Annotated in this window: 19 protein-coding genes; 10 read left to right on the forward strand and 9 right to left on the reverse strand. The window is 70.0% G+C overall.

Annotated features, from left to right (window positions below; all coding sequences use genetic code 11):
- Positions 1 to 134: 134 nt before the first annotated feature.
- The 4 genes from AB0J88_RS29485 to AB0J88_RS29500 all read right to left on the reverse strand — a co-directional run bounded on the left by AB0J88_RS29485 (position 135) and on the right by AB0J88_RS29500 (position 5,059).
- Positions 135 to 1,895, reverse strand: a complete 1,761-nt coding sequence (locus AB0J88_RS29485; protein WP_364349819.1) for an adenylyl cyclase — start codon at positions 1,893 to 1,895, stop codon at positions 135 to 137.
- Positions 1,896 to 1,989: 94 nt separating this feature from the next.
- Positions 1,990 to 2,781, reverse strand: a complete 792-nt coding sequence (locus AB0J88_RS29490) for a PIG-L family deacetylase (RefSeq protein ID WP_364349816.1) — start codon at positions 2,779 to 2,781, stop codon at positions 1,990 to 1,992.
- Between the two features lie 35 nt (positions 2,782 to 2,816).
- On the reverse strand, positions 2,817 to 3,962 hold the full coding sequence (locus AB0J88_RS29495) for a hypothetical protein (RefSeq protein ID WP_364349813.1): 1,146 nt from the start codon (positions 3,960 to 3,962) through the stop codon (positions 2,817 to 2,819).
- On the reverse strand, positions 3,950 to 5,059 hold the full coding sequence (locus AB0J88_RS29500) for a helix-turn-helix transcriptional regulator (protein ID WP_364349810.1): 1,110 nt from the start codon (positions 5,057 to 5,059) through the stop codon (positions 3,950 to 3,952). Before AB0J88_RS29500 ends, AB0J88_RS29495 begins: the two co-directional genes overlap by 13 nt.
- 22 nt (positions 5,060 to 5,081) lie before the next feature.
- On the opposite strand from AB0J88_RS29500, the gene AB0J88_RS29505 reads away from it, so the two are divergent.
- On the forward strand, positions 5,082 to 5,573 hold the full coding sequence (locus AB0J88_RS29505; protein ID WP_364349807.1) for a GNAT family N-acetyltransferase: 492 nt from the start codon (positions 5,082 to 5,084) through the stop codon (positions 5,571 to 5,573).
- 17 nt (positions 5,574 to 5,590) lie between these two features.
- Complete coding sequence (locus tag AB0J88_RS29510) at positions 5,591 to 6,424, forward strand: LLM class flavin-dependent oxidoreductase (protein WP_364349804.1); 834 nt, start codon at positions 5,591 to 5,593, stop codon at positions 6,422 to 6,424.
- 13 nt (positions 6,425 to 6,437) lie between these two features.
- On the opposite strand, the gene AB0J88_RS29515 is transcribed toward AB0J88_RS29510, so the two are convergent.
- The 4 genes from AB0J88_RS29515 to AB0J88_RS29530 all read right to left on the reverse strand — a co-directional run bounded on the left by AB0J88_RS29515 (position 6,438) and on the right by AB0J88_RS29530 (position 8,554).
- On the reverse strand, positions 6,438 to 6,932 hold the full coding sequence (locus tag AB0J88_RS29515; protein ID WP_364349801.1) for a carbonic anhydrase: 495 nt from the start codon (positions 6,930 to 6,932) through the stop codon (positions 6,438 to 6,440).
- An 87-nt stretch (positions 6,933 to 7,019) separates the two neighbouring features.
- Positions 7,020 to 7,457: an organic hydroperoxide resistance protein gene (locus tag AB0J88_RS29520; RefSeq protein ID WP_364349799.1), complete on the reverse strand. Its 438-nt coding sequence runs from the start codon at positions 7,455 to 7,457 to the stop codon at positions 7,020 to 7,022.
- A gap of 21 nt (positions 7,458 to 7,478) precedes the next feature.
- Complete coding sequence (locus AB0J88_RS29525) at positions 7,479 to 7,775, reverse strand: lipopolysaccharide assembly protein LapA domain-containing protein (protein WP_364349796.1); 297 nt, start codon at positions 7,773 to 7,775, stop codon at positions 7,479 to 7,481.
- A 422-nt stretch (positions 7,776 to 8,197) separates the two neighbouring features.
- Complete coding sequence (locus tag AB0J88_RS29530) at positions 8,198 to 8,554, reverse strand: STAS domain-containing protein (protein WP_364349793.1); 357 nt, start codon at positions 8,552 to 8,554, stop codon at positions 8,198 to 8,200.
- A gap of 120 nt (positions 8,555 to 8,674) precedes the next feature.
- Here AB0J88_RS29530 and AB0J88_RS29535 point away from each other — a divergent pair, with 120 nt between their 5' ends.
- The 8 genes from AB0J88_RS29535 to AB0J88_RS29570 all read left to right on the forward strand — a co-directional run bounded on the left by AB0J88_RS29535 (position 8,675) and on the right by AB0J88_RS29570 (position 19,043).
- Positions 8,675 to 9,154 carry a MarR family winged helix-turn-helix transcriptional regulator gene (locus AB0J88_RS29535; protein WP_364349790.1) on the forward strand — a complete coding sequence of 160 codons (480 nt, stop codon included), beginning with the start codon at positions 8,675 to 8,677 and terminating at the stop codon, positions 9,152 to 9,154.
- Positions 9,151 to 9,957 (forward strand): ATP-binding cassette domain-containing protein, encoded by an 807-nt coding sequence (locus tag AB0J88_RS29540; protein ID WP_364349787.1) that lies wholly within the window; start codon positions 9,151 to 9,153, stop codon positions 9,955 to 9,957. The genes AB0J88_RS29535 and AB0J88_RS29540 overlap by 4 nt, the downstream gene beginning before the upstream one ends.
- Positions 9,917 to 10,738, forward strand: coding sequence for an ABC transporter permease (locus AB0J88_RS29545; RefSeq protein ID WP_364349784.1), 822 nt, complete (start codon positions 9,917 to 9,919; stop codon positions 10,736 to 10,738). Before AB0J88_RS29540 ends, AB0J88_RS29545 begins: the two co-directional genes overlap by 41 nt.
- Before the next feature lie 123 nt (positions 10,739 to 10,861).
- The gene (gene metH, locus AB0J88_RS29550) at positions 10,862 to 14,479 is read left to right on the forward strand and encodes a methionine synthase (protein ID WP_364349781.1); all 3,618 of its coding nucleotides are present in this window, start codon (positions 10,862 to 10,864) and stop codon (positions 14,477 to 14,479) included.
- A gap of 3 nt (positions 14,480 to 14,482) precedes the next feature.
- Positions 14,483 to 15,346, forward strand: coding sequence for an alpha/beta hydrolase (locus tag AB0J88_RS29555; protein ID WP_364349779.1), 864 nt, complete (start codon positions 14,483 to 14,485; stop codon positions 15,344 to 15,346).
- Positions 15,347 to 15,484: 138 nt separating this feature from the next.
- Positions 15,485 to 15,934 carry a DUF1203 domain-containing protein gene (locus tag AB0J88_RS29560; protein ID WP_364349777.1) on the forward strand — a complete coding sequence of 150 codons (450 nt, stop codon included), beginning with the start codon at positions 15,485 to 15,487 and terminating at the stop codon, positions 15,932 to 15,934.
- Between the two features lie 161 nt (positions 15,935 to 16,095).
- Positions 16,096 to 18,186, forward strand: a complete 2,091-nt coding sequence (locus AB0J88_RS29565) for a diguanylate cyclase (protein WP_364349774.1) — start codon at positions 16,096 to 16,098, stop codon at positions 18,184 to 18,186.
- Between the two features lie 41 nt (positions 18,187 to 18,227).
- The gene (locus tag AB0J88_RS29570; RefSeq protein WP_364349771.1) at positions 18,228 to 19,043 is read left to right on the forward strand and encodes a class I SAM-dependent methyltransferase; all 816 of its coding nucleotides are present in this window, start codon (positions 18,228 to 18,230) and stop codon (positions 19,041 to 19,043) included.
- Here AB0J88_RS29570 and AB0J88_RS29575 read toward each other — a convergent pair.
- A complete protein-coding gene (locus AB0J88_RS29575) occupies positions 19,003 to 19,800 on the reverse strand; it encodes a phosphotransferase (RefSeq protein ID WP_364349768.1) in 798 nt (265 codons plus the stop codon). The two genes, AB0J88_RS29570 and AB0J88_RS29575, sit on opposite strands and share 41 nt — an antisense overlap.
- Positions 19,801 to 19,820: the final 20 nt, after the last annotated feature.

A 19,820-nucleotide genomic window follows, 5' to 3' on the forward strand; every position in this document is an offset into this window, starting at 1 on the left:
GGGGCCGGCCGGGCAGGGCCGTGCCCGTTCGGCTGGAGCCTTCGAGGCCTGTCAGGCCAAGCCCGTACGACGCGGCGTTCGTGCTCCTGAAGGCCCGAGGGCTCGCGCCCGGTCCGCGCGAGCCCTCGTGCCCGTCAGCCCGGGTACTCCGTCAGTGCGCTCGTGCTGAACGAGCCCACGCAGGGCGTACCCGCGTCATTGATCGTGCGTTCGATGCCACCACTGCCGTCCAGGAAGACGGTGATCATGTTGTGGAACCGCACCCCCGACCGCGAAGGCACCTCGATGCCGCGCGCGGCACGGATGTCGACACCTTGGTTGAAGTACGAGTACACGCCCAGCCCCCACGCCTCGTGGTTGCGGACCGAAGGCGTGACCTTGTACGACGCCCAGCCGGGACCCGTCGGACTGGTCCACGCGGCCTGGCTCGGCGGGTCGTACGGCATCTCGCTCTGGTAGAAGATCGTCCGGCCGCGTTCACCGTTCCAGATCGTCTGCCACTTCTGGTAGTGCTCGACGAAGAGGCCGTACGCGGTGACGTCGTCGCCGTTGACCACCACGCCCACGTCGGCGGTGTTCTGGGTCCAGCCGATGCCGTTGCCGTGGTCGCCACGCCACGCCCAGATGTTCTCCAGGATCGTGTCGTCGCTGTTGACCACCATGCTCGTGCGCGCCCGGCCGACCCACGGCCCGCCGATCCGGATGAACACGTCCTGCAGCGAGGTCGGGTTCCGCGAGTGGTCGGCGCGCGAGAACCGGGATCCGACCTCGATCAGCGTGTCGGACTCGCGCGCGCCGGCGTCGACCAGCACCCCCGCCACCTTGACCCCGTCGACGTCAGCGATCTTCAGCGCCGCCTCGCCGGTGTCCGGAGCCAGGCTGGGCATGCCGAGCCCGAGCACCACGGTGTTCTTGTGCAGCACGCGCAGCGGCCGGTCGAGGTGGTAGACGCCGGGCGTGAGGAGCAGGTTCTTGCCCAGCGCGAGGGCCAGGTTGATCCGCGCCGCGCTGTCGGTCGGCTTGGCGACGAAGAAGTCGTCGATCGAGATGGACGACCCCGGCTCGCTGCCGTCGGACCAGGTGGTGCCGGCCGTGTCGTGCTGCAACGAGGGTACGAACACCCGGTACTTGCCGCGCTCGTCGACGAACAGGTAGGGCTTCTCGCGACTGACCGGACTGCTGGCGAGGGTCGTGTAGGGCGGGTTCGGGAAGCCGGTCGGCGGCGCGCCCGTGACACCCGAGAACACCTGGTTCCACACACCGTTGGTCCAGGCGTCGCCGAGTTCACTGTCGCGGGTCAGCCACTGCTGCTGCGACCCGTTGATGGTGATGCCATCCACTTTGGAGTTGGCGATGAACCCGCCGCTGGAGTAGCCCCCGTTGCCAGGTTCCAACCAGAGGATCCCCTTGACGTGTACGCGTCGCATCGGCGACGCCTGCGACACCGCCCACTGGTTGGACCAGTCGGTCGGGGTCACCGTGAAGTTCTCGGCCGACCGCCAGAAGTTGGTCAGGGCCGAGACGCCACCGGGCACGTTGGGGTTGACCTGGCCGACCACCCGCACGGCCCCGGTGATGTCGACATCGGCCGGGTTGCGCCCGAGCCCGGAGACGGTGGTGTAGTAGCCGAGCCGGGCATTGACGTCGTAGTGGCCGGGCTTGAAGAGCACCGCGTACCTGTTGGTGCCCATCTCGTTCTTCTCTTGCTGTGCGAACAGCTCGTCGAACTTGGCCTGGATCTCGGCGGCCGGCGTGCTCGGGTCATAGACGAAGACGTTGGGACCGAAGTCGGGCCCACCGCGATGTGCGGCGGCGCTGCCGGGTACGGCGAGTACGCCAGCAGCAGTCAACGTGACCGCTGTAGCGGCGGCTGCGATGAAACGGACGTTTCTCATCGACCTGCCTTAACGGGGACGGGACGTGAGAGCGCTCTCTCACATCGACCCGTTTCTACACGGTGACGAGGGTGTCGCGCTAGGTGTCGAGTGGTCAGATCTCGGTGACAACCGGCGGTTGCGTGCCCTGCGCCCACGGCGGCGGGCCTTCGAAGCGCAGCGCGTGCACGTCGAAGAGCACCGCGTGCTGCACCCCGAGCGCCGGCCCGGCCATGCCCGCCATCCAGGTCAGGAACGGTCCCGGCTCGGGACCCGAAGCGCCAAGCCCCTTGGTGTACGCGTCGTGCGCGGCGAGCGAGAGGATCCCGCGCTGGAGCGGCTCACCGGTGATGTCGACGCCGTGGCTGGGGCGTTCGGCGCCCGCGAAGCAGACGAACCGCACGCCGTTCCACGGCTCCAGGCCCTCGTCCTCGAGCTCCGGGAAGATCCACCGGTTGCCCGCGTCGCGGGCCGCGTCGAGTGCGGCCAGGCCGACGGCCCGGTGGTCAGCCTGGTTGGTCATGCCACCGATCATCCGGACCGAGAAGGCCCCGGAGAGGATCACCTCAGGCTTGTGCCGCCGGATCGACCGGGTGATGTCGCGCCGCAGCGCCGTGCTGTATTCGACGACGCCGTCGCGGTGGTCGAGGAACTCGACGACGTCGACGCCGACCTCGGCCGCCCCGGCCCGCTCCTCCTGCTCACGCAACGGCGCGGCTTCCTTCGGCGACATCGAGTCGATGCCGGCCTCGCCACGGGTGGCGAGCAGGTAGGTCACCGTTTTGCCCTGCGCCGTCCAACGCGCGATGGCGGAGGCGGTGCCGTATTCGATGTCGTCCGGGTGCGCGGCCACAGCCATGGCCCGGTCCCAGTCCTCCGGCAGCGCCGGCAGCAGAACGTCAGTCACCAGCAAACCCTAGACCGACCTGCGGCGACGTGTCCTCAGCGTGGTCGGTGGACATGACTGGACGTCAGCCCTAGGTGCTGCAGCGCCGAGCGCGGTTTGAGGTCCGTCGGCAACCGGTCGACGTGGTCGCGCCAGATCGCCCGGTCCGCCTCCAGCGCGCGAAGGTAGGACACGCACAACTCGGGAGTGACGAACAGGCGCCGGCCGTGGGAAGCCCGCATCGCCTCGGCGATCCGCCGCTTCTCCTCGTCGGTGAGGTTCGAACGGCCGGGTAGAGCCGCGATGATCCGGTCGACCATGGCCTGCCGGTCCGCGAGGAACGCGGCCCAGAAGTCGTGGTCGGCGTCGCCGACCTTGCCGCCGTCGTCGAGGAGCCCGTAGATGCCCTCGGCGAGACAGTCGCCGAGCTCCTCCTCCCGGGCGCGGTCGGCGGTGCGGAACGGCTCGTACGCCTCCTGCACCATCCGGCCGGTGACGGCGATGCGGCTCAGGCCGTCTTCGCTCAGCAGGAAGAACCAATCTTCGTTGTAGATGTCGGGAAAGAAGGTCGTGGTCCGGCCGGCCGGCACCGCCATCGCCCCACCGCCGACGAACATGCCCTGCTTGACACCCACGGCGCGCAACGCGTGGCAGACCACCGAGTTGTCGGGGAAGCCGGCGTTGCGCAAGCCGACCATGTTGAACCGATCGAGCAGACCTGCGGCGGCGCGCATGTCGTCGGGACGCACCGACCTGATGTCGTCGTCCAGAAATGCGATGCGGTTCCAGCCCAGCATCTTCGACAGCGCCAGTCCGACGTTCCGCTTGAGGCTCAGGTCGCCCCGCCGGCGGAATCGGCTGCGGGAGAGCAGAGCCGACGTCCGGAACCGCGGCAGCACCGCGCCTCCGTGCACGTCGGTCGCGATGAGGCGTACACCCAACCGCCGGGCCGCCTGGTACGCCTCGTCCGCGTTGGCCCGCAGGCTGCACAGCGCGACGACCGGGCAGCCGAGGTCCTTGGCGACACTGAGCGCGTAGCCGAGATAAGCGGTCGGTCGTGCGGTGGGCACGATGATCGCGTCAAGATCCGCGAGTTGTGTCGGCTTGTCGACGCGATGGAGCAGGCTGGCATGTGACAGGTGATGGCGCGGCTTGGCCGCGATCTCCGGTCGCCGAGCGAGCCGCGCGGTCACTCCGACCACTCGTGGAGGATGTTGTCGGAGATGGTCCAGTCCGGCGTCACCACTTTGCCGCCCACCACCTTGACCCGGGCCAGGATGCTGTATGTGCGCGCTTCGGCGAAGTTGCTTTCCACGTAAGCCGCGTTGCGGTCTCGGAAGCGGGCGTCGGTCAACGCGCGGACCGCGCCGTACACCCCTCGCCCGAACATGCCGTTGCACACGGTCACGGTCCGCAGAGCGTTGTACGGGTTCCGGCCACGGCAGAAATGGGCCACGTCCTCGACCAGGACGCGTCGCGGCCCGTCCTTCTCGATGACCGGCCGATGCTCGGCTCCAGTGGTGCGCACCTCGAACGCGCCTTCGTCCTTGTCGGTCGGCCGCGTCTGTTGCCGGACGGGAGTGCCCAGCGAGTCCAGCACGGCGAGGGTCACCTTGTTGAAGTCGATGCCACCGAGAAGCACCAGGTGGGTGGTGAGGTGGTCCGGTCTTAACAACGACGTGAGCGTGAACGAGACTTCGCTGCGCGGGTTGGCCGCACGAACGTGTCCCTGGAGCTCGACCAGCGAGTCCACGTCGGCGTACCGGTAGAGGTCCATGTAGTCAGGGCTGTCGGGATCCGTGTAGGTCGCGTCCGCCCGCTGGTCGGGCGGGAGCTCGCCGCAGACGATCGTGACGGGCGCCCCGTCCGCGAAATGCCACGGCCCGGCCGCGGGCGGATAGTTGTGCAACGCCGGTGAGACCGGGGCGCCACCGGTTGCCGCGGCGCGCAGTGCCGTCAGCTCGTCCTCGAGTTCCTGCCGCCGAGCCTGCTCCTCCGCCGACAGGTCGTCCCGCAAGGCCACTCGACCGTCCTCGAGAGACCGCGGGGTCGCGAAGAAGTGTGCGTAGGCGGCGATTCGTTCAGTCGGCGGCACGGCCTCGGCGCGCTCCCAGGACGACACCAGTGGGACACTCACGCCGAGCGCACGGGCCACCTGGTGCTGCTTCACCGGCTCCGGCCACTCGCTGGCCCGGAGCGCGCGCAGGCGTGCTGCGAGCGTCTGCCCGGGGTGGTCGGCGTCGCGGTCGTGATGGCCGTCGTGGCGGTTCGCGCATAAGCGGACCTGACACGACTTCACCTTCGACCGGCACGATGTCCATGTGGAGATCCGACCGGCGTCCGCTGAGGACATGCTCTACCTGGAGCGTGTCCTCGGCCCGGAGCGGACGGCCTTCTACCGCCACCGCCTGAAACGTCAGGGCGTCATCCTCACCTCCTGGGAGGGCGAAGAGCCCACGGGAGCCGTCTACGTCACCTGGGAACCGGCCGACGAAGACCTGGTCCGGCTCCATCTGCCCGGCGTTCCGTTCGTGCATCGCCTGCACGTGGTGCCCGGGCTGCGCAATCGAGGCCGGGGCAAGGCGCTGGTCCGGGAGGCCGAGGAGCTCGACGAGGTGCGGATGGCCGGCCGGCTGGCCGCGGGCGTCGACCTCGACGAGGACCAGGTGGCCGGTTGGTGGACCCGCCTCGGCTACCGCGAATGGGAGCACGGGATCGCCGAAACCGTTCGGGAGGAGTACGCACCGGACGGCACGGTAGGAACGGTGCCCGACCTGTGCCGGATCTTCGTCAAGGACCTCGATTCATCCTGACTGGGTAGGGTCGGCGGGTGCGAATCGGGGTTCTTCTGCTGCCGGCCGATCCCTGGCCCGAAAGCGTCGCGTTGGCTCGGCGGATCGAGGAGATGGGCTATGACCATCTCTGGACGTACGACCATCTCTCCTGGCGTCGCTATCGCGAGCACACCTGGCACGCCGCCATGCCGTGGTTGACCGGGATCGCCGCGAAGACCGAGCGGATTGGGCTCGGGACCATGGTGTCCTCGCCCAACTTCCGGCATCCCGTCACGCTGGCCAAGGAGGCCATGACCCTCGATCACATCAGTGACGGCCGACTCACGCTCGGCATCGGCGCTGGTGGGATCGGGTTCGACGCGACCGTGCTCGGTGGGGAGGTGCTCACGCCGGGGGAGCGGGCGGCCCGCCTCGACGAGTTCGTCGGCACCGTCGACCAGTTGCTTCGCGAGCCCGCGACCTCACGCCGCGGCGACTACTACACGGTCGACGAGGCCCGGATGATTCCAGGCTGCGTGCAGCGGCCGCGCCTGCCGTTGGCTGTCGCCGCCGGTGGGCCGAGGACCATGAAGACCGTCATCGCGTACGCCGACGCGTGGATCACCGAGGGCGACCCCGAGAAGATCCGGGCCAATGCCGCGCGGCTCGACGAGTCGGGTCGGCAGATCGATCGGATCCTGCTGTCCGACAACGGCGCCGACAGGCCGCTGGCCAGCGTCGACGCGTTCGTCGACCTGGTCGGGCGCTACCAGGAGCTCGGGTTCACCGACCTGGTCTTCCACCACCCGCGGCCGGGCGACCCGGTCTGGAGCGACGACCCGGCGATGGTCGAGCGGATCGCGACCGAGGTGCTGCCGAAGCTGCGTTAGGGCGTGTCTCGCCCTAGTCGGCCGCGACCTCTTCGAGGCGTGCGGTGGCGATGTCGAACACGAAGCCGCGTACGTCGTCGCGGTGCGGCAACCAGGTGCAGCCGCGTACCGTCGCGATCGACTTTCGGGCGGTTTGCCGGATGTCGCTGAAACCCGGCACGTTCCAGTGGGGCTCGACGCCGGTTTCCTTCGTGAGGCGCTCGCGGAACGCGTCGTCGTCGAAGCCCTCCATCCCGCACTCGGTGTGATGGATGATCACGACTTCGCGGGTGCCGAGGGACCGCTGGCTGACCGCCAGCGACCGGAGCACGTCCTCGGTCGGCAGGCCGCCGGCGTTGCGGATCAGGTGAGCGTCACCGATCTCCAGACCGAGGGCGCCGAACAGGTCCAGCCGGGAGTCCATGCAGGCGACGACGGCCAGCCGGAGCTTCGGCCGTTGGGGGCGAGGCCCCGGGAACGTCTCGGCGTAGGACTCGTTGGCGTGCAGGAGGTGGTCAATGGCGGACACAACGTGGAGTACAACAGACCCGCGGCCCGGCCGGCGACAACTTCCCGCGGTTTGCCGCTCATGTCACGACCGGGCCGGGGGTTTGGCCTAGTCGACCGGCTTGCCGTTGGCGGTCAGGGTGACCTCGATGTTGCCTCGGGTGGCGTTCGAGTACGGGCAGACGGTGTGGGCGAGGCGCACCAGCTCGACTGCCTGGTCCTGGTCCGTGATCGAGGGGACCGTGACGTCGAGCTCGACGGCCAACTGGAACGCGCCGGTGCCGGTGGGCGACAAGCTGACCTTGGCGTCGATGGTCGCGTCGCCGGCCTCGACGTGTGCGCGACGGGCGACGCCGGCCAGGGCCGACTCGAAGCAGGCCGCGTAGCCGACCGCGAAGAGCTGTTCGGGGTTGGTGCCGCCGCCCTCGCCACCCAGCTCGACAGGGGTATGGAGATCGACGTCCAGCGCGCCGTCGGAGGTGCGGCCATGACCGTGCGAGCGGCCGCCGGACACGCGGGCTTCGGCGGTGTAAAGAACCTTCGTCATGCAGCCAAGTTAGCGCGGCGCTCAACGCCAGTGGCGTTCCTTGCGCGTCGCTCGGCGGAGCTGCAAGATCCGGGCCGCGAACGGGATCGACGCGATCAGTGCGCCACCGATGGCGGCGAGCAACAGGGCCACACCGAGCGGCATCGTGAAGTCGACGGTCAGGAAGTGGATGCGCACGCTGTCGAGGTTCTGCAGCACGAAGACCAACAGGAAGGCCAGCAGAATCAGGCCGACGATCAGCATGACCCACGACAGGCCAATCTTGGTGCGGCGCATCTCGTTGGGCAAGGTGCCCCTGCTTGAAACGGACCGAGTCATCCGACCCACCTCATCCCATAGCTACACCTAACATTAGCCCCTGAATCCGAAAAATCCGCACAGAAGTCATGCCTGCCGCCTGGTGCCGGTGGGGTCAAAGCGCCGCATCGGTGCACTCCCGGCCTGGCCGCAGTCGCGGTCGCGGCGGCGCCGTATGTGCTTTGGGCGGTTGGGGCGCATGGCGAACGGGCTGGTCTGCCAGCGGGCCAGCGCGGTCGGCGTTGTTCGCGCTGCAGCCGTCGGTGGCGCGGGCCGGACAGGCCGGTCTGCCCTGACGTGAGCGCAAGCGGCCTTACCCGCCCCGCAGCCGTTGGTGGCGCAGGCCAAACGGGCCGGTCCGCCAGTGGCTTCAGCGCGATCGGACTTCATTCCCTCACCGGCCGTTGGAGGGCGCGGCCGAGCAGGCTGCTCTGTCCCTAGCGTCAGCGCAGGCGGCCCTCTTCGCCGTCCGCGCAGGCTGACGCCACCGTCGCGTAGGTCGGGACCTGGCGGGTCAGGCCGACCACACCGAGCAGTTTGTGCATGAACGGCGACGGTGCCGCGAGCGCGAGGTAGCCGCCCTCCGCCGCGCAGCGCCGATGGGCGTCGACGAAGGTGGACAGGCCGATCGAGTCGCAGAAGCCGAGCAGCGCGAGGTCGATGACGATGCGGGTGGTCGGGCGATCGAGTAGTTCCTCGATCGCCGTCGCCAGCTCCGCCGCGGTGTCCACGCCGAGCTCGCCGGCGAGCTTCACCACCGTCACGCCGCCGGCTGGTGCCTCGGCTATTGAAATGCGCACGAGAACCCCCATTCTCGTCTTCCGGCAAACCGTAACTTCGCTCTAGGTCATACAACGGACAACAAGTGCGGGTGGCCGGGCCGCCGCGAAATACCTCTGTGACCGAGGTACTTTGTGAGGATGACCGACAGCAGGCAGAGCGTGGAGGTAGTCGGCGAGTTGATGTCCATCACCGCCGGCCTACGCCGGCTCTCCCGTCGCCGCACGGCCGACGCGGTCGCGGTGTCGCCGCTGCCCGAAGCCCAACGCGAGCTGCTGTTCGTGGTCGCCAACCAGCCGGGCATCGGCATCGCCGCCGCCGCGTCGGCGCTCGACCTGGCCGGCAACTCGGTCAGCACCCTGGTCAACCAGCTCGTCGAGGCAGGCCTGCTGCACCGCGAGCCCGACCCGGCCGACCGGCGCGCGGCCCGGCTGACGCTGACGGACAAGGCGCGGGAGCGGATCGCGGCCTGGCGCGCCGCGAGGGCGGCGCTGATCGGCCAGGCCCTGGACCGCGCGGCCCCCGAAGACCAGGCGGCCATCGCCGCGGCCCTGCCGGCGTTGCGCCGGCTCCTCGACCAGGTCCGCGCCGACGTCACCGACCCGGGGAGGGACGTATGAGCGAGGCCGCGGTTTCGGTGCGGGGTCTGCACTATCAGTTCGGCGAGACCAAGGCCGTCGACGGCGTCGACCTGACCGTGTTCCGGGGCGAGATCTTCGGGTTGCTCGGCCCCAACGGCGCCGGGAAGACGACCACCATTCGGGCGATCACGGCGCTGTTGCCCGTACCCGCTGATGTGATCTCGGTTTTCGGTCTTGATGTCGCCAAGCGGCGCATGGCCGTACGCAGGCTGATCGGCTACGTGCCGCAGCAGCTCTCCGCGGACGGGTCCCTGTCCGGCGTCGAGAACGTCTCGTTGTTTGCCCGGCTGTTCGACGTGCCGCGTCGGCAGCGCAAGGACAAGGTCGCCGAGGCACTGGAGATGATGGGGCTGACCGACGCCGCCGCCAGGTTGGCGAAGACCTACTCGGGCGGCATGATCCGCCGGCTGGAGCTGGCCCAGGCCCTGGTCAGCTCGCCCCAGCTGCTGATCCTCGACGAGCCGACCATCGGCCTCGACCCGATCGCCCGCGGCAGCGTCTGGGAGCGGATCGCCGCCGTCCGCGAAGAGACCGGCATGACGGTGCTGTTGACCACGCACTACATGGAGGAAGCGGAACAGTCCTGCGACCGCGTCGGCCTGATGCACCACGGGAAGCTCGGCAAGCTCGGCACCCCGCGCGAGTTGATCGAAGAGCTAGGGGCCGAGGACGGGACGCTCGAGGACGTCTTCCGGGCGTATTCCGGTGGCTCGCTGGAAGAGGAACAGAAAGGACTGCGCGATGTCCGTGCCACTCGCCGCACCGCTGGCCGGCTCGGTTGACATCGACCGCCGGATGGGGCCTCGGCTGGTCCTGTCGCGGGTCGTGGCGCTCTGCGTCGTCGAGCTCCAGAAGCTCTCCCACGACCGCAGCGAGCTGATCACCCGGGCGGTACAACCGGCGCTCTGGCTCGTCATCTTCGGCGTCACGTTCACCAAGCTGCACGCGATCCCGACCGGCGGGGTGCCTTACCTCGACTTCCTCGCGCCCGGCGTGCTGGCCCAGTCGGCGCTGTTCGTGTCGATCTTCTACGGCATCCAGATCATCTGGGAACGCGACGCCGGTGTGCTGGCCAAACTCATGGTCACCCCGACGCCGCGCGCCGCGCTGGTCACCGGCAAGGCGTTCGCGGCCGGTGTCCGCGCGTTGGCTCAGGCGGTCGTCGTGTACGCGATAGCCGAGCTCCTCGGCGTGCGCTTCACCGTCAACCCGCTCAAGCTGCTCGGTGTGGTCGTCGTCGTGCTCCTCGGTGCCGCGTTCTTCTGCTGCCTGTCGGTCACCATCGCCGGCCTGGTGCTGTCGCGTGACCGGATGATGGGAATCGGCCAAGCGATCATGATGCCGTTGTTCTTCGCTTCCAACGCGCTGTATCCGGTGTCGCTGATGCCCGGTTGGCTGCAGGTGGTCAACCACGTCAACCCCTTGAGCTACCAGGTCGAAGCGTTGCGTGGCCTGCTGATCGGCACGTCGGCCCGCCTGCCGTTGGACTTCGCGGTGCTGATCCTCGCGACCGCGGTGGGCATCGTGGCGGCCTCCGGACTTCTGGCGCGTTTGGCGCGATAGTCCGCTCACACTCCGGTCCACCGGCCGAAAGGCGTCATCGGATCCGGGTATTCTCGACGGTCGCTCCAGCGGTCGGGATTTCCCCGAGCGGCGGGCGGGTCGGCAACCGGAGGGAATGCGGCGATGGTCGATGTGCGGAGCCGGGCGGCGGCCCTTCGAGAAGCGCTGGACAGCCGGATCATGGTGCTCGACGGCGCGTGGGGCACGGTGCTCCAGGGCGAGAAGCTGACCCCGGAGGACTACCGCGGCGACCGGTTCACCGACCACACGCACGACGTCACGGGCGACCCGGACCTGCTCAACCTGACCCGGCCGGACCTCATCCTCGACGTGCACCGGCGCTACCTGGCGGCCGGCGCTGACATCACGACCACCAACACCTTCACCGCGACCAGCATCGGTCAGGCCGACTACGGCCTCGAGGCGTACGTCCGCGAGATGAACCTGGCCGGCGCACGGCTGGCCCGGCAGGCCGCCGACGAAGCCGGTGGCAAGTTCGTCGCCGGTTCGGTCGGCCCGCTCAACGTGACGCTCTCGCTGTCGCCGAAGGTGGAGGACCCGTCGTACCGCGCGGTGCTCTTCGACCAGGTCAAGGCCGCCTACGCCGAGCAGCTCGCGGCGCTGGCCGAGGGCGGCGTCGACCTGTTCCTGATCGAGACGATCTTCGACACGCTCAACGCCAAGGCGGCCATCGCCGCGGCCCGCGAGGTGGCACCCGATGTTCCACTGTGGATTTCGGTGACGATCGTCGACCAGAGTGGACGCACGCTGTCCGGCCAGACGGTCGAGGCGTTCTGGAACGCGATCGCGCACGCCAACCCGATGATCGTCGGAGTCAACTGCGCGCTCGGCGCCCACGAGGTGCGCCCCTACGTGGCCGAGCTGGCCCGGGTCGCCGGCACCTACGTGAGCAGCCACCCCAACGCCGGGCTGCCCAACGCGTTCGGTGGCTACGACCAGACGCCCGAGGAGATCGCCGCCGCGCTCGGCGAGTTCGCCCAGGCCGGCCTCGTCAACATCGTCGGGGGCTGCTGCGGCACCACGCCGCCGCACATCGAGCAGGTCGCCGCGGCTGTGCGGGGGATCGCGCACCGTGACGTGCCCACCCCGCCGGCGCGTACCCGGTTCAGCGGCCTCGAGCCCTTCGAGATCGCGCCCGACACCGGCTTCGTGATCATCGGGGAGCGCACCAACGTCACCGGGTCGGCCAAGTTCCGCCGGTTGATCGAGGGTGGCGACCACCAGGGCGCCGTCGACGTCGCGCTCGACCAGGTGCGCGGCGGCGCCAACATCCTCGACGTCAACATGGACGCCGACCTGCTCGACGGCGTCAAGGCGATGACCACGTTCCTCAACCTGATCGCCACGGAGCCCGAGGTAGCCCGGATCCCGATCATGGTCGACAGCTCGCGCTGGGAGGTCCTCGAAGCCGGCCTCAAGTGCGTGCAGGGCAAGGGCGTCGTCAACTCGATCAGCCTCAAGGAGGGCGAGGCCGAGTTCCTGGCGCACGCCCGCCGCATCCGCGACTACGGCGCCGGCGTCGTCGTGATGGCGTTCGACGAGCAGGGCCAGGCCGACACCGCCGACCGCAAGGTCGAGATCTGCGGCCGCGCGTACGACCTGTTGACCCAGCAGGTCGGCTTCCCGGCCGAGGACATCGTCTTCGACCCGAACGTGCTGGCCGTGGCCACGGGCATCGAGGAGCACAACGACTACGCCAAGGCCTTCATCGAGGCGCTGCCCCGGATCAAGGAGCGCTGCCCGGGCGCGCACACCAGCGGTGGCATCTCCAACCTGTCGTTCTCGTTCCGCGGCAACGACGTGGTCCGCGAGGCGATGCACTCGGCGTTCCTGTTCCACGCCGTGCGCGCCGGGCTCGACATGGGCATCGTCAACGCCGGTCAGCTCGCGGTCTACCAGGACATCCCCGCCGACCTGCTGGAGCTCGTCGAGGACGTCATCTTCAACCGCCGCGCGGACGCCACGGACCGGTTGGTCACGTTCGCCGCGACGGTCACCGGCTCGGGCACCAAGCGGGTCGTCGACCTCTCGTGGCGCGAGGCGCCGGTGGCCGAACGGCTCGCGCACGCCCTCGTGCACGGCATCGTCGACTTCATCGAGGTCGACACCGAGGAGGCCCGGCGCGACGCGGCCCGCTCCCTCGACGTGATCGAAGGCCCGCTGATGGGCGGCATGAAGGTGGTCGGCGACCTGTTCGGCGCCGGCAAGATGTTCCTGCCGCAGGTGGTCAAGAGCGCGCGGGCGATGAAGCGCGCGGTCGCCTACCTGGAGCCCTATCTGCAGGCCGAGAAGGTCGCCACGGTCGAGCCCGATTCCGACGGTGCTGGCAAGGGCCGCGGCACCGTCGTGATGGCCACCGTCAAGGGCGACGTCCACGACATCGGCAAGAACATCGTGGGCGTGGTGCTCGGCTGCAACAACTACGACGTCGTCGACCTCGGCGTGATGGTCCCGGCGGCCACGATCCTCGACACCGCCGAGGCGGTCGGAGCCGACGTGATCGGCCTGTCCGGTCTGATCACCCCTTCGCTCGACGAGATGGTCTCGGTGGCCGCCGAGATGGAGCGCCGCGGCATGAAGCTGCCGCTGCTGGTCGGTGGGGCGACCACTTCACGCCAACACACGGCGGTACGCGTCGCGCCCGCCTACACCGGCTCGACCGTCCACGTGCAGGACGCCTCCCGGGTCGCCGGCGTGCTGACCGGCCTGCTCGATCCGGAGCGGGTCGAGGAGTTCGACACCGCCAACCGGGTCGAGCAGCAGCGGCTGCGCGACCAGCACGCCGAGCGCGAGAAGCGGCCGCTGGTGCCGATCGCGACCGCACGGGCCAACCGCGAGGTGGTCTCGTTCGACGACCTGCCGACCCCGGAGTTCACGGGGCTGCGTCAGGTGGCGCCGGACATCCGGACGCTCCGCGCGATGATCGACTGGCGGTTCTTCTTCATCGCCTGGGAGCTCAAAGGCACGTACCCGGCGATTCTCGACGAGCCGGTGGCCCGCGAGCTCTTCGACGAGGCCCAGGCCCTGCTCGACCGCATCGAGGCCGAAGAGCTGCTCCAGGCCCGCGGTGTCTACGGCTTCTGGCCGGCACACAGCGAGGGCGACGACGTGGTCCTCGACCATGGCGTCCGCTTCCCGATGCTGCGCCAGCAGCGGCAGGACTCGAAGCCGGCGCGCTGCCTGGCCGACTACGTGGCACCTTCCGGCGACCACCTGGGCGCGTTCGCGGTGGCCATCCACGGCGCCGAGGAGCTCGCGGCGTCCTACGAGGCGCAGGGCGACGACTACCACGCGATCATGGCCAAGTCGCTGGCCGACCGCCTGGCCGAGGCGTTCGCCGAGTGGGTGCACCTCGAGGCGCGGCGAGCGTGGTACGAGCCCGGCGTCGAACCCGACCTCGACGACCTGCACCACGAGCGGTTCCGGGGCATCCGGCCGGCGTTCGGCTACCCGGCCAGCCCCGACCACAGCCTCAAGCAGGCGGAGTTCGACCTGCTGGAGGCCGGCACCGCGGGCATGAAGCTGACCGAGAACTTCGCGATGATCCCAGCCTCAAGCGTCAGCGCGCTGCTGTTCGCTCACCCGGGCGCCCGCTACTTCGCGGTCGGCCGGATCGGCGAGGACCAGGTTCGCGACTACGCGGAGCGGCTGGGTGTGCCGGTCGCGGAGGCCGAACGACTGCTGCGTCCGAACCTGGGGTACGAGCCGAAGGAGCGCTGAGCGATGCCCGAGCAGATGCTGCCGGTGGGCGATGCGACGCTGTGTGCGGAGACGTTCGGCGACGCCCGCGACCCCGCCGTCCTGCTCCTCGGCGGGGCGGCATCGTCGATGGACTTCTGGGCGGTTGACTTCTGCGCCGGGTTGGCGGCCGCGGGCCGCTTCGTCATCCGCTACGACAACCGTGACACCGGCCGGTCGACGAACTACCCCGTCGGAAAGCCCGGCTACACCGGCATGGACCTCACCTCTGACGCCCTAGGGGTGCTCGACGCGCTCGGCATCGCCCGAGCGCACCTGGTCGGCGTCTCGATGGGCGGTGGCGTCGCCCAGGAGCTGGCGGTCACCCGGCCGGACCGGGTGGCCTCGATCACGGTGATCGCGACCGGCGCCGCGCTGGCCCGACCCGCGGACGCCGCGCCGCTGCCGCCGCCCGAGGCACGGATCCAGGAACTGTTCTCGGCCGGCCAGCCGGCCCCCGACTGGACCGACCGGACGGCCGCGATCGAGCGCGTCGTGGCCGATCTCGCGACGTTCGGCGGCTCGGTGACGGTGAGCCCGGAGGAGGCGCGGGAGGTGGTGGCGACCGCCTACGACCGCACGACCGACTTCGCGGCCAGCCAGACCAACCACTGGATCCTCGAGCAGGGACCGCCGGATCCGCACGCCTTGGCGGACATCGCCGTGCCGACCCTCGTGTTGCACGGCACCGAGGACCCGTTCTTCCCGTTCCCGCACGGCGAGGCGCTGGCGCGGGAGATCCCGGGCGCTCGGCTGGTGCCGATGCCGGGCGTCGGCCACGAGTACCCGCCCCGGCAGGTGTGGCCGACCGTGTTGCCGGCGATCATCGCCCACACGGACGGGCAGTGACGGTCGTTGACGGCGTAGCGTGATCGTCGCTCGCCAGCCGTGCCTCTGTCGGCGTGTCGCACGGCTGGCGAGCCTCAGGCTCAGCGCCGCGTCCGGAAGCCGCCAGCTTTGCGGCCCAACGGGCCGAAGACTTGGGCCATGCGAATCCACGCGATCTCCGAGCAGACCCTCTCCGGCGTACGCACCAGCGGGCGCGACGTTTCCGGCCACCCCGTCGAGCCCGTCGTCGCGACCGGCGGCGAGCCGTTGCGGTGCTGCCTTCGAGACGCCTCGGTGGGCGAGAGCCTGATCCTCTTCGGGTACGAGCCGGTGCTGCCGGCCAGCCCGTACCGCGAGATCGGTCCGGTGTTCGCACATGCCGCTGTTTGTTCCACCGGGCCGGCGGCCGGCTATCCGGCGGACTGGCGGGGACGCCGGCAGGTGCTGCGGGCGTACGACGCGCGGGGTTGGATCCATCCGGCCACCCGGGTGCACGACGGCACCGATCCGGAGGCGGCCATCGCCGAGATCTTCGCCGATCCCTCGGTCGTCCAGGTGCACAGCCGCAACATCGCGTACGGCTGCTATATGTTCGCGGTCACTCGCTGACGCCCCGCCGGCGCGGTGTCCCGGTTCACTGTCCGCATCTCTTGAAGCCACCCTGCGTGAGGCGTTAACTGGGCAGTCGTCCGTAACGCCAGGTAATTGTTGGGGGACAATAGGTGTCGGAGTCCGCGTCACTTGTCTCATTCGTCCGGGGTGACCGGGCGATGCGATGGGCCGCGGTCGTAGGCGCCGGGTGGTTGCTAGCGTTCGTCATCCTGCTGGTGATCGCCCAGGTGCATCCGTCGACCGCTCTGGTCGACCTGCCCTACCTCGTGCCGATCGTGGTGGCCGTCGGCCTGTCGATCTTCGCCGCCGTCGTCACGACCGGTCGCACCCGCAGCGCCTGGGCGTTGCTCGCCGTCTCCAACACGCTGTGGCTGGTCGGCGAGGTGATCTGGGTCTACTACACCTACGTCGTGCAGCGCGGGCCACCCGCGGTGTCCAGCGCCGACTTCTTCTACCTGTCCTCGTACGTGTTCGCGATCCCGGCGATCCTGGTCGGCCTCGGCAGCACCGGCCACCTGCGCCACATCCGCGGGCTGCTCGACGCCGGTCTGCTGGCCCTCGGGCTCGGCACGATCGGCTGGCAGTCGGCGATCGGTCCGTCGCTGCCCCAGGCGCCGCGGCTGGCGGACTTCGTGGCGTTCGCCTACCCACTCTTCGGTGTGGCCATCGTCACCCTGCTGGCCGCCGTCGGGCTGCCCGGGCGACATCGCCTGCCGGCCTGGGCTGTGCTGATCGGCGCCGGCTTCGCGGTGGCCGGGGTGACCGACGCGGTCTACGCGTACTCGATCGCCGCTCAGAACATCGACAGCAACTGGATCAACGTCGGGTGGCAGGTCGAGGCGGTCCTGTTCTCGCTCGGCGCGATCGCGGCGATCCGCCGTCCCGAGCCTGAGGTGCGGGAACGCCGGCGGTCCCGCGACCTGACCGCGGTGCCCCTGGTCATCGCAGCGGTCGCGGCTGCCGTGCTGATCCTCACCGACCGCCTCGACGAAGGCCCGATCACCGGCGGCATGCTGGCGATACTGCTGGCCCTGTTCGCCGGGCTGCTGGCCCGACAGCTGCTGATCATCCGCGACCGCACCCGGCTCGCCACCCGACTCCGCGCCGCACTGCGCGAACAGGAGCGCCTCGCCATCACCGACGGCCTCACCGGTGTCTACAACCGGCGGTTCTTCCAGGAGATGCTGCGCATCGAGGCGGAGCGTGCCGACCGGGCCGACACTCCGCTCAGCGTTCTGCTGCTCGACCTGGACGAGTTCAAGAAGGTCAACGACGGCTACGGCCACCCCGCCGGTGACGTGGTGCTCGCCCGGATCGCCGAACGCATCCGGGGGACGGTTCGGGCCAGCGATGTCGTGGCCCGCTACGGCGGTGAGGAGTTCGGCTGTCTGCTGCCCGGCGTCGGCGAGGAGGTCGCGATCGAGATCGCCGAGCAGATCCGCCAGTCGATCGGCCGCACCGAGGTCGCCATCGGACAGGGCCGCAGCGTACGGCTGTCGGTGTCGCTCGGGGTGGCCACCGCCGGCACCCGCGGCGCCCGCCCGGTGACGGACCCGGACGGCCTGGTTCACGACGCGGACGCGGCGCTGTACCAGGCGAAGGCCAACGGACGCAACCGCGTCGTCGCGGCCGGGATGCTGAGCGACCCGGTCGACGCCGACCCCGACCTGCCGACCGGCCTGGTGTGGCTGGCGGACCGGATCGACGCGGCGCTGAGCCCGCAGGAGCACAGCACGGCGGTATCGCGCTGGTCGCTGCTGGTCGCCGAACGGCTGGGCCTGGACATGACTGTGCTGCGCCGGGCCGCGGCGGCCGGGCGGCTGCACGACATCGGCAAGGTCTCGGTAGCCGATGCGGTGCTGCGCAAGGCTCTGCCGTTGACGTCTTCCGAGTGGGACCAGCTGCGCCAGCACCCCGTCGAGAGCGCCCGCCTCCTGACGGACCTCGGCCAACGCCCCGACCTCGCGGCCGTCGTCGCCGCACACCACGAACGTTTCGACGGTACGGGCTACCCGCTGGGCCTGGCCGGCGAGCAGATCCCGATCGAGGCGCGGATAGTGGCCGTCACCGACGCGTGGGCGGCGATGCTGGCGGACCGCCCGTACGCGGCGGCGATGCCCGTGTCGGACGCGCGCGCCGAGGTCGAACGGGGCCGCGGTACGCAGTTCGACCCGGCCGTGGCCGACGCGTTCCTCGAGCTCGTCAGCGAGGGCCTGGTGGGTGACCTGGCCGCTCCGGCACGGCTATAAGCGGTTGCCCCGCACGCCGGTGTCGGCGGACGATTTCGGGCATGCTTCGCCCAGAGGTGCTGGACTACTACAAGCGCGGCGGTGAGCACCATCGACTCACCGCCGGTGCCGGCCGGTTGGAGTTCCTGCGCACGTGGGACGTGCTGACCCGGGTGCTGCCGCCCGCGCCGGCGACGGTGCTCGACGTCGGCGGTGCGACCGGCGTTTATGCGGTGCCGCTCGCCGGCTTGGGCTATTCGGTGCAGGTCGTCGACCCGGTGCCGGAGCACGTCGCGCATGCCGCGACCCTCCCCGGGGTCACCGCCGTGCTCGGCGACGCGCGTGCGCTGCCGGCGGCGTCCGGTGCCGCCGACGCGGTGCTGTTGTTCGGGCCGCTCTATCACCTCCTCGCGCGTGCGGACCGGGTCACGGCGTGGCGCGAGGCCGCCCGCGTCACCCGCCCGGGTGGGGTGGTCCTGGGCGCGACGATCAGCCGGTTCGCCTCGTTCTTCGACGGCTTCGCCAACGACCGCTTCGGCGACGCGGCCTTCCGCCCGCTGGTCGAGGGCGCGTTGTCCGATGGCATGCACCGCCCTTCTCTGCCTGAGCGCGGGTGGTTCACCAGCGCTTACTTCCATCACCCGGACGAGCCCGCCGCCGAGGCGGCGGAGGCCGGCCTGGTCGTCCGTCAGATGGTGTCCGTGGAGAGTCCGTTGTGGATGATCGGGCCGCGGTTGGACGACATCCTGGCCTCTCCCGAGCGGACGGCCTTGCTGCTGGAGATGCTGCGCCAGATCGAGACCGAGCCGACGTTGCTCGGCGCCAGCAGCCATCAACTCACTGTCGCTGTCGCAGCAGGTGCAGCCGCCGCCGCATGATGGCCGCCCGGGCTGGGTCAGCGTTGATCAGGAACGGCGGCCAATCGAGGAGCAGCAACCGCACCTCGGCGGCGGCCACGGCCTTTCGTAGATCGTCGTCGCAAGGGATTCCCCTGCCTGCCGCGTAGGTCGCCAGCATGGCTTCCCTGGGCGGGTCGGCGCCGTCAGCTTCGGCGCGTTGCCAGAGCAGAGCGAGATCTTCAGGCCCGCTGCCGATGCCGACCTCCTGCCAGTCGGCCCAGACGAGCTCGCGGTCGTGGTCGATCAAGAGGTTCCCGGCGTGCAGGTCGCCGTGGATCAGGCACGGGGGTAGTCGCGGGCTGTCGACGGGAGTGGCGAGCTCGTCGTCCGTCCAGAACGCCCGGGCGGTCGCGTCGGGATGGCGGGTCGGCGACGGTTGTTTGAGCCACGATTGGTGGCCGACCGCGGCTCTGACACGCGCATGGTGCAGCTGGCCGAGCTGACGGGCCACCTCGTGCCATCGGGATGCCGGCCAAGCCGTCGCCGGTGCCACCGGGGTGAGGGCGTCGAACAGGAGGCAGGTGCCGTCGGCCGCCACCACTCTTGGCACGCGCACGGGCACGACCTTGCCCGCACGATAGAAAGCGGCCTCGCGCTCTGTCGTCGCCTTGACCACGAACTCGCCCTCACCCAACCGGATGCGCGCGACCACAGCGCCGGACGCCGATCCGGCCAGCGTCGTGCTCGACCGCAAGGCCTGCGGGTCGTAACCGAGCCCGTTGAGGAGGTGTTCCATCACCGCCTCATTCCACGACC

The sequence above is a fragment of the Asanoa sp. NPDC049475 genome (assembly GCF_040676915.1).
Taxonomy (GTDB): domain Bacteria; phylum Actinomycetota; class Actinomycetes; order Mycobacteriales; family Micromonosporaceae; genus Asanoa.

Bases quoted from the DNA above. Each gene is read 5' to 3' on its own strand.
- metH (WP_364349781.1), top strand. From the start codon at position 10,862: ATGGTCGATGTGCGGAGCCGGGCGGCGGCCCTTCGAGAAGCGCTGGAC.
- AB0J88_RS29565 (WP_364349774.1), top strand. From the start codon at position 16,096: ATGCGATGGGCCGCGGTCGTAGGCGCCGGGTGGTTGCTAGCGTTCGTC.
- AB0J88_RS29540 (WP_364349787.1), top strand. From the start codon at position 9,151: ATGAGCGAGGCCGCGGTTTCGGTGCGGGGTCTGCACTATCAGTTCGGC.
- AB0J88_RS29545 (WP_364349784.1), top strand. From the start codon at position 9,917: ATGTCCGTGCCACTCGCCGCACCGCTGGCCGGCTCGGTTGACATCGAC.
- AB0J88_RS29525 (WP_364349796.1), bottom strand. From the start codon at position 7,775: ATGACTCGGTCCGTTTCAAGCAGGGGCACCTTGCCCAACGAGATGCGC.
- AB0J88_RS29570 (WP_364349771.1), top strand. From the start codon at position 18,228: ATGCTTCGCCCAGAGGTGCTGGACTACTACAAGCGCGGCGGTGAGCAC.
- AB0J88_RS29535 (WP_364349790.1), top strand. From the start codon at position 8,675: ATGACCGACAGCAGGCAGAGCGTGGAGGTAGTCGGCGAGTTGATGTCC.
- AB0J88_RS29520 (WP_364349799.1), bottom strand. From the start codon at position 7,457: ATGACGAAGGTTCTTTACACCGCCGAAGCCCGCGTGTCCGGCGGCCGC.
- AB0J88_RS29485 (WP_364349819.1), bottom strand. From the start codon at position 1,895: ATGAGAAACGTCCGTTTCATCGCAGCCGCCGCTACAGCGGTCACGTTG.
- AB0J88_RS29560 (WP_364349777.1), top strand. From the start codon at position 15,485: ATGCGAATCCACGCGATCTCCGAGCAGACCCTCTCCGGCGTACGCACC.
- AB0J88_RS29555 (WP_364349779.1), top strand. From the start codon at position 14,483: ATGCCCGAGCAGATGCTGCCGGTGGGCGATGCGACGCTGTGTGCGGAG.
- AB0J88_RS29575 (WP_364349768.1), bottom strand. From the start codon at position 19,800: ATGGAACACCTCCTCAACGGGCTCGGTTACGACCCGCAGGCCTTGCGG.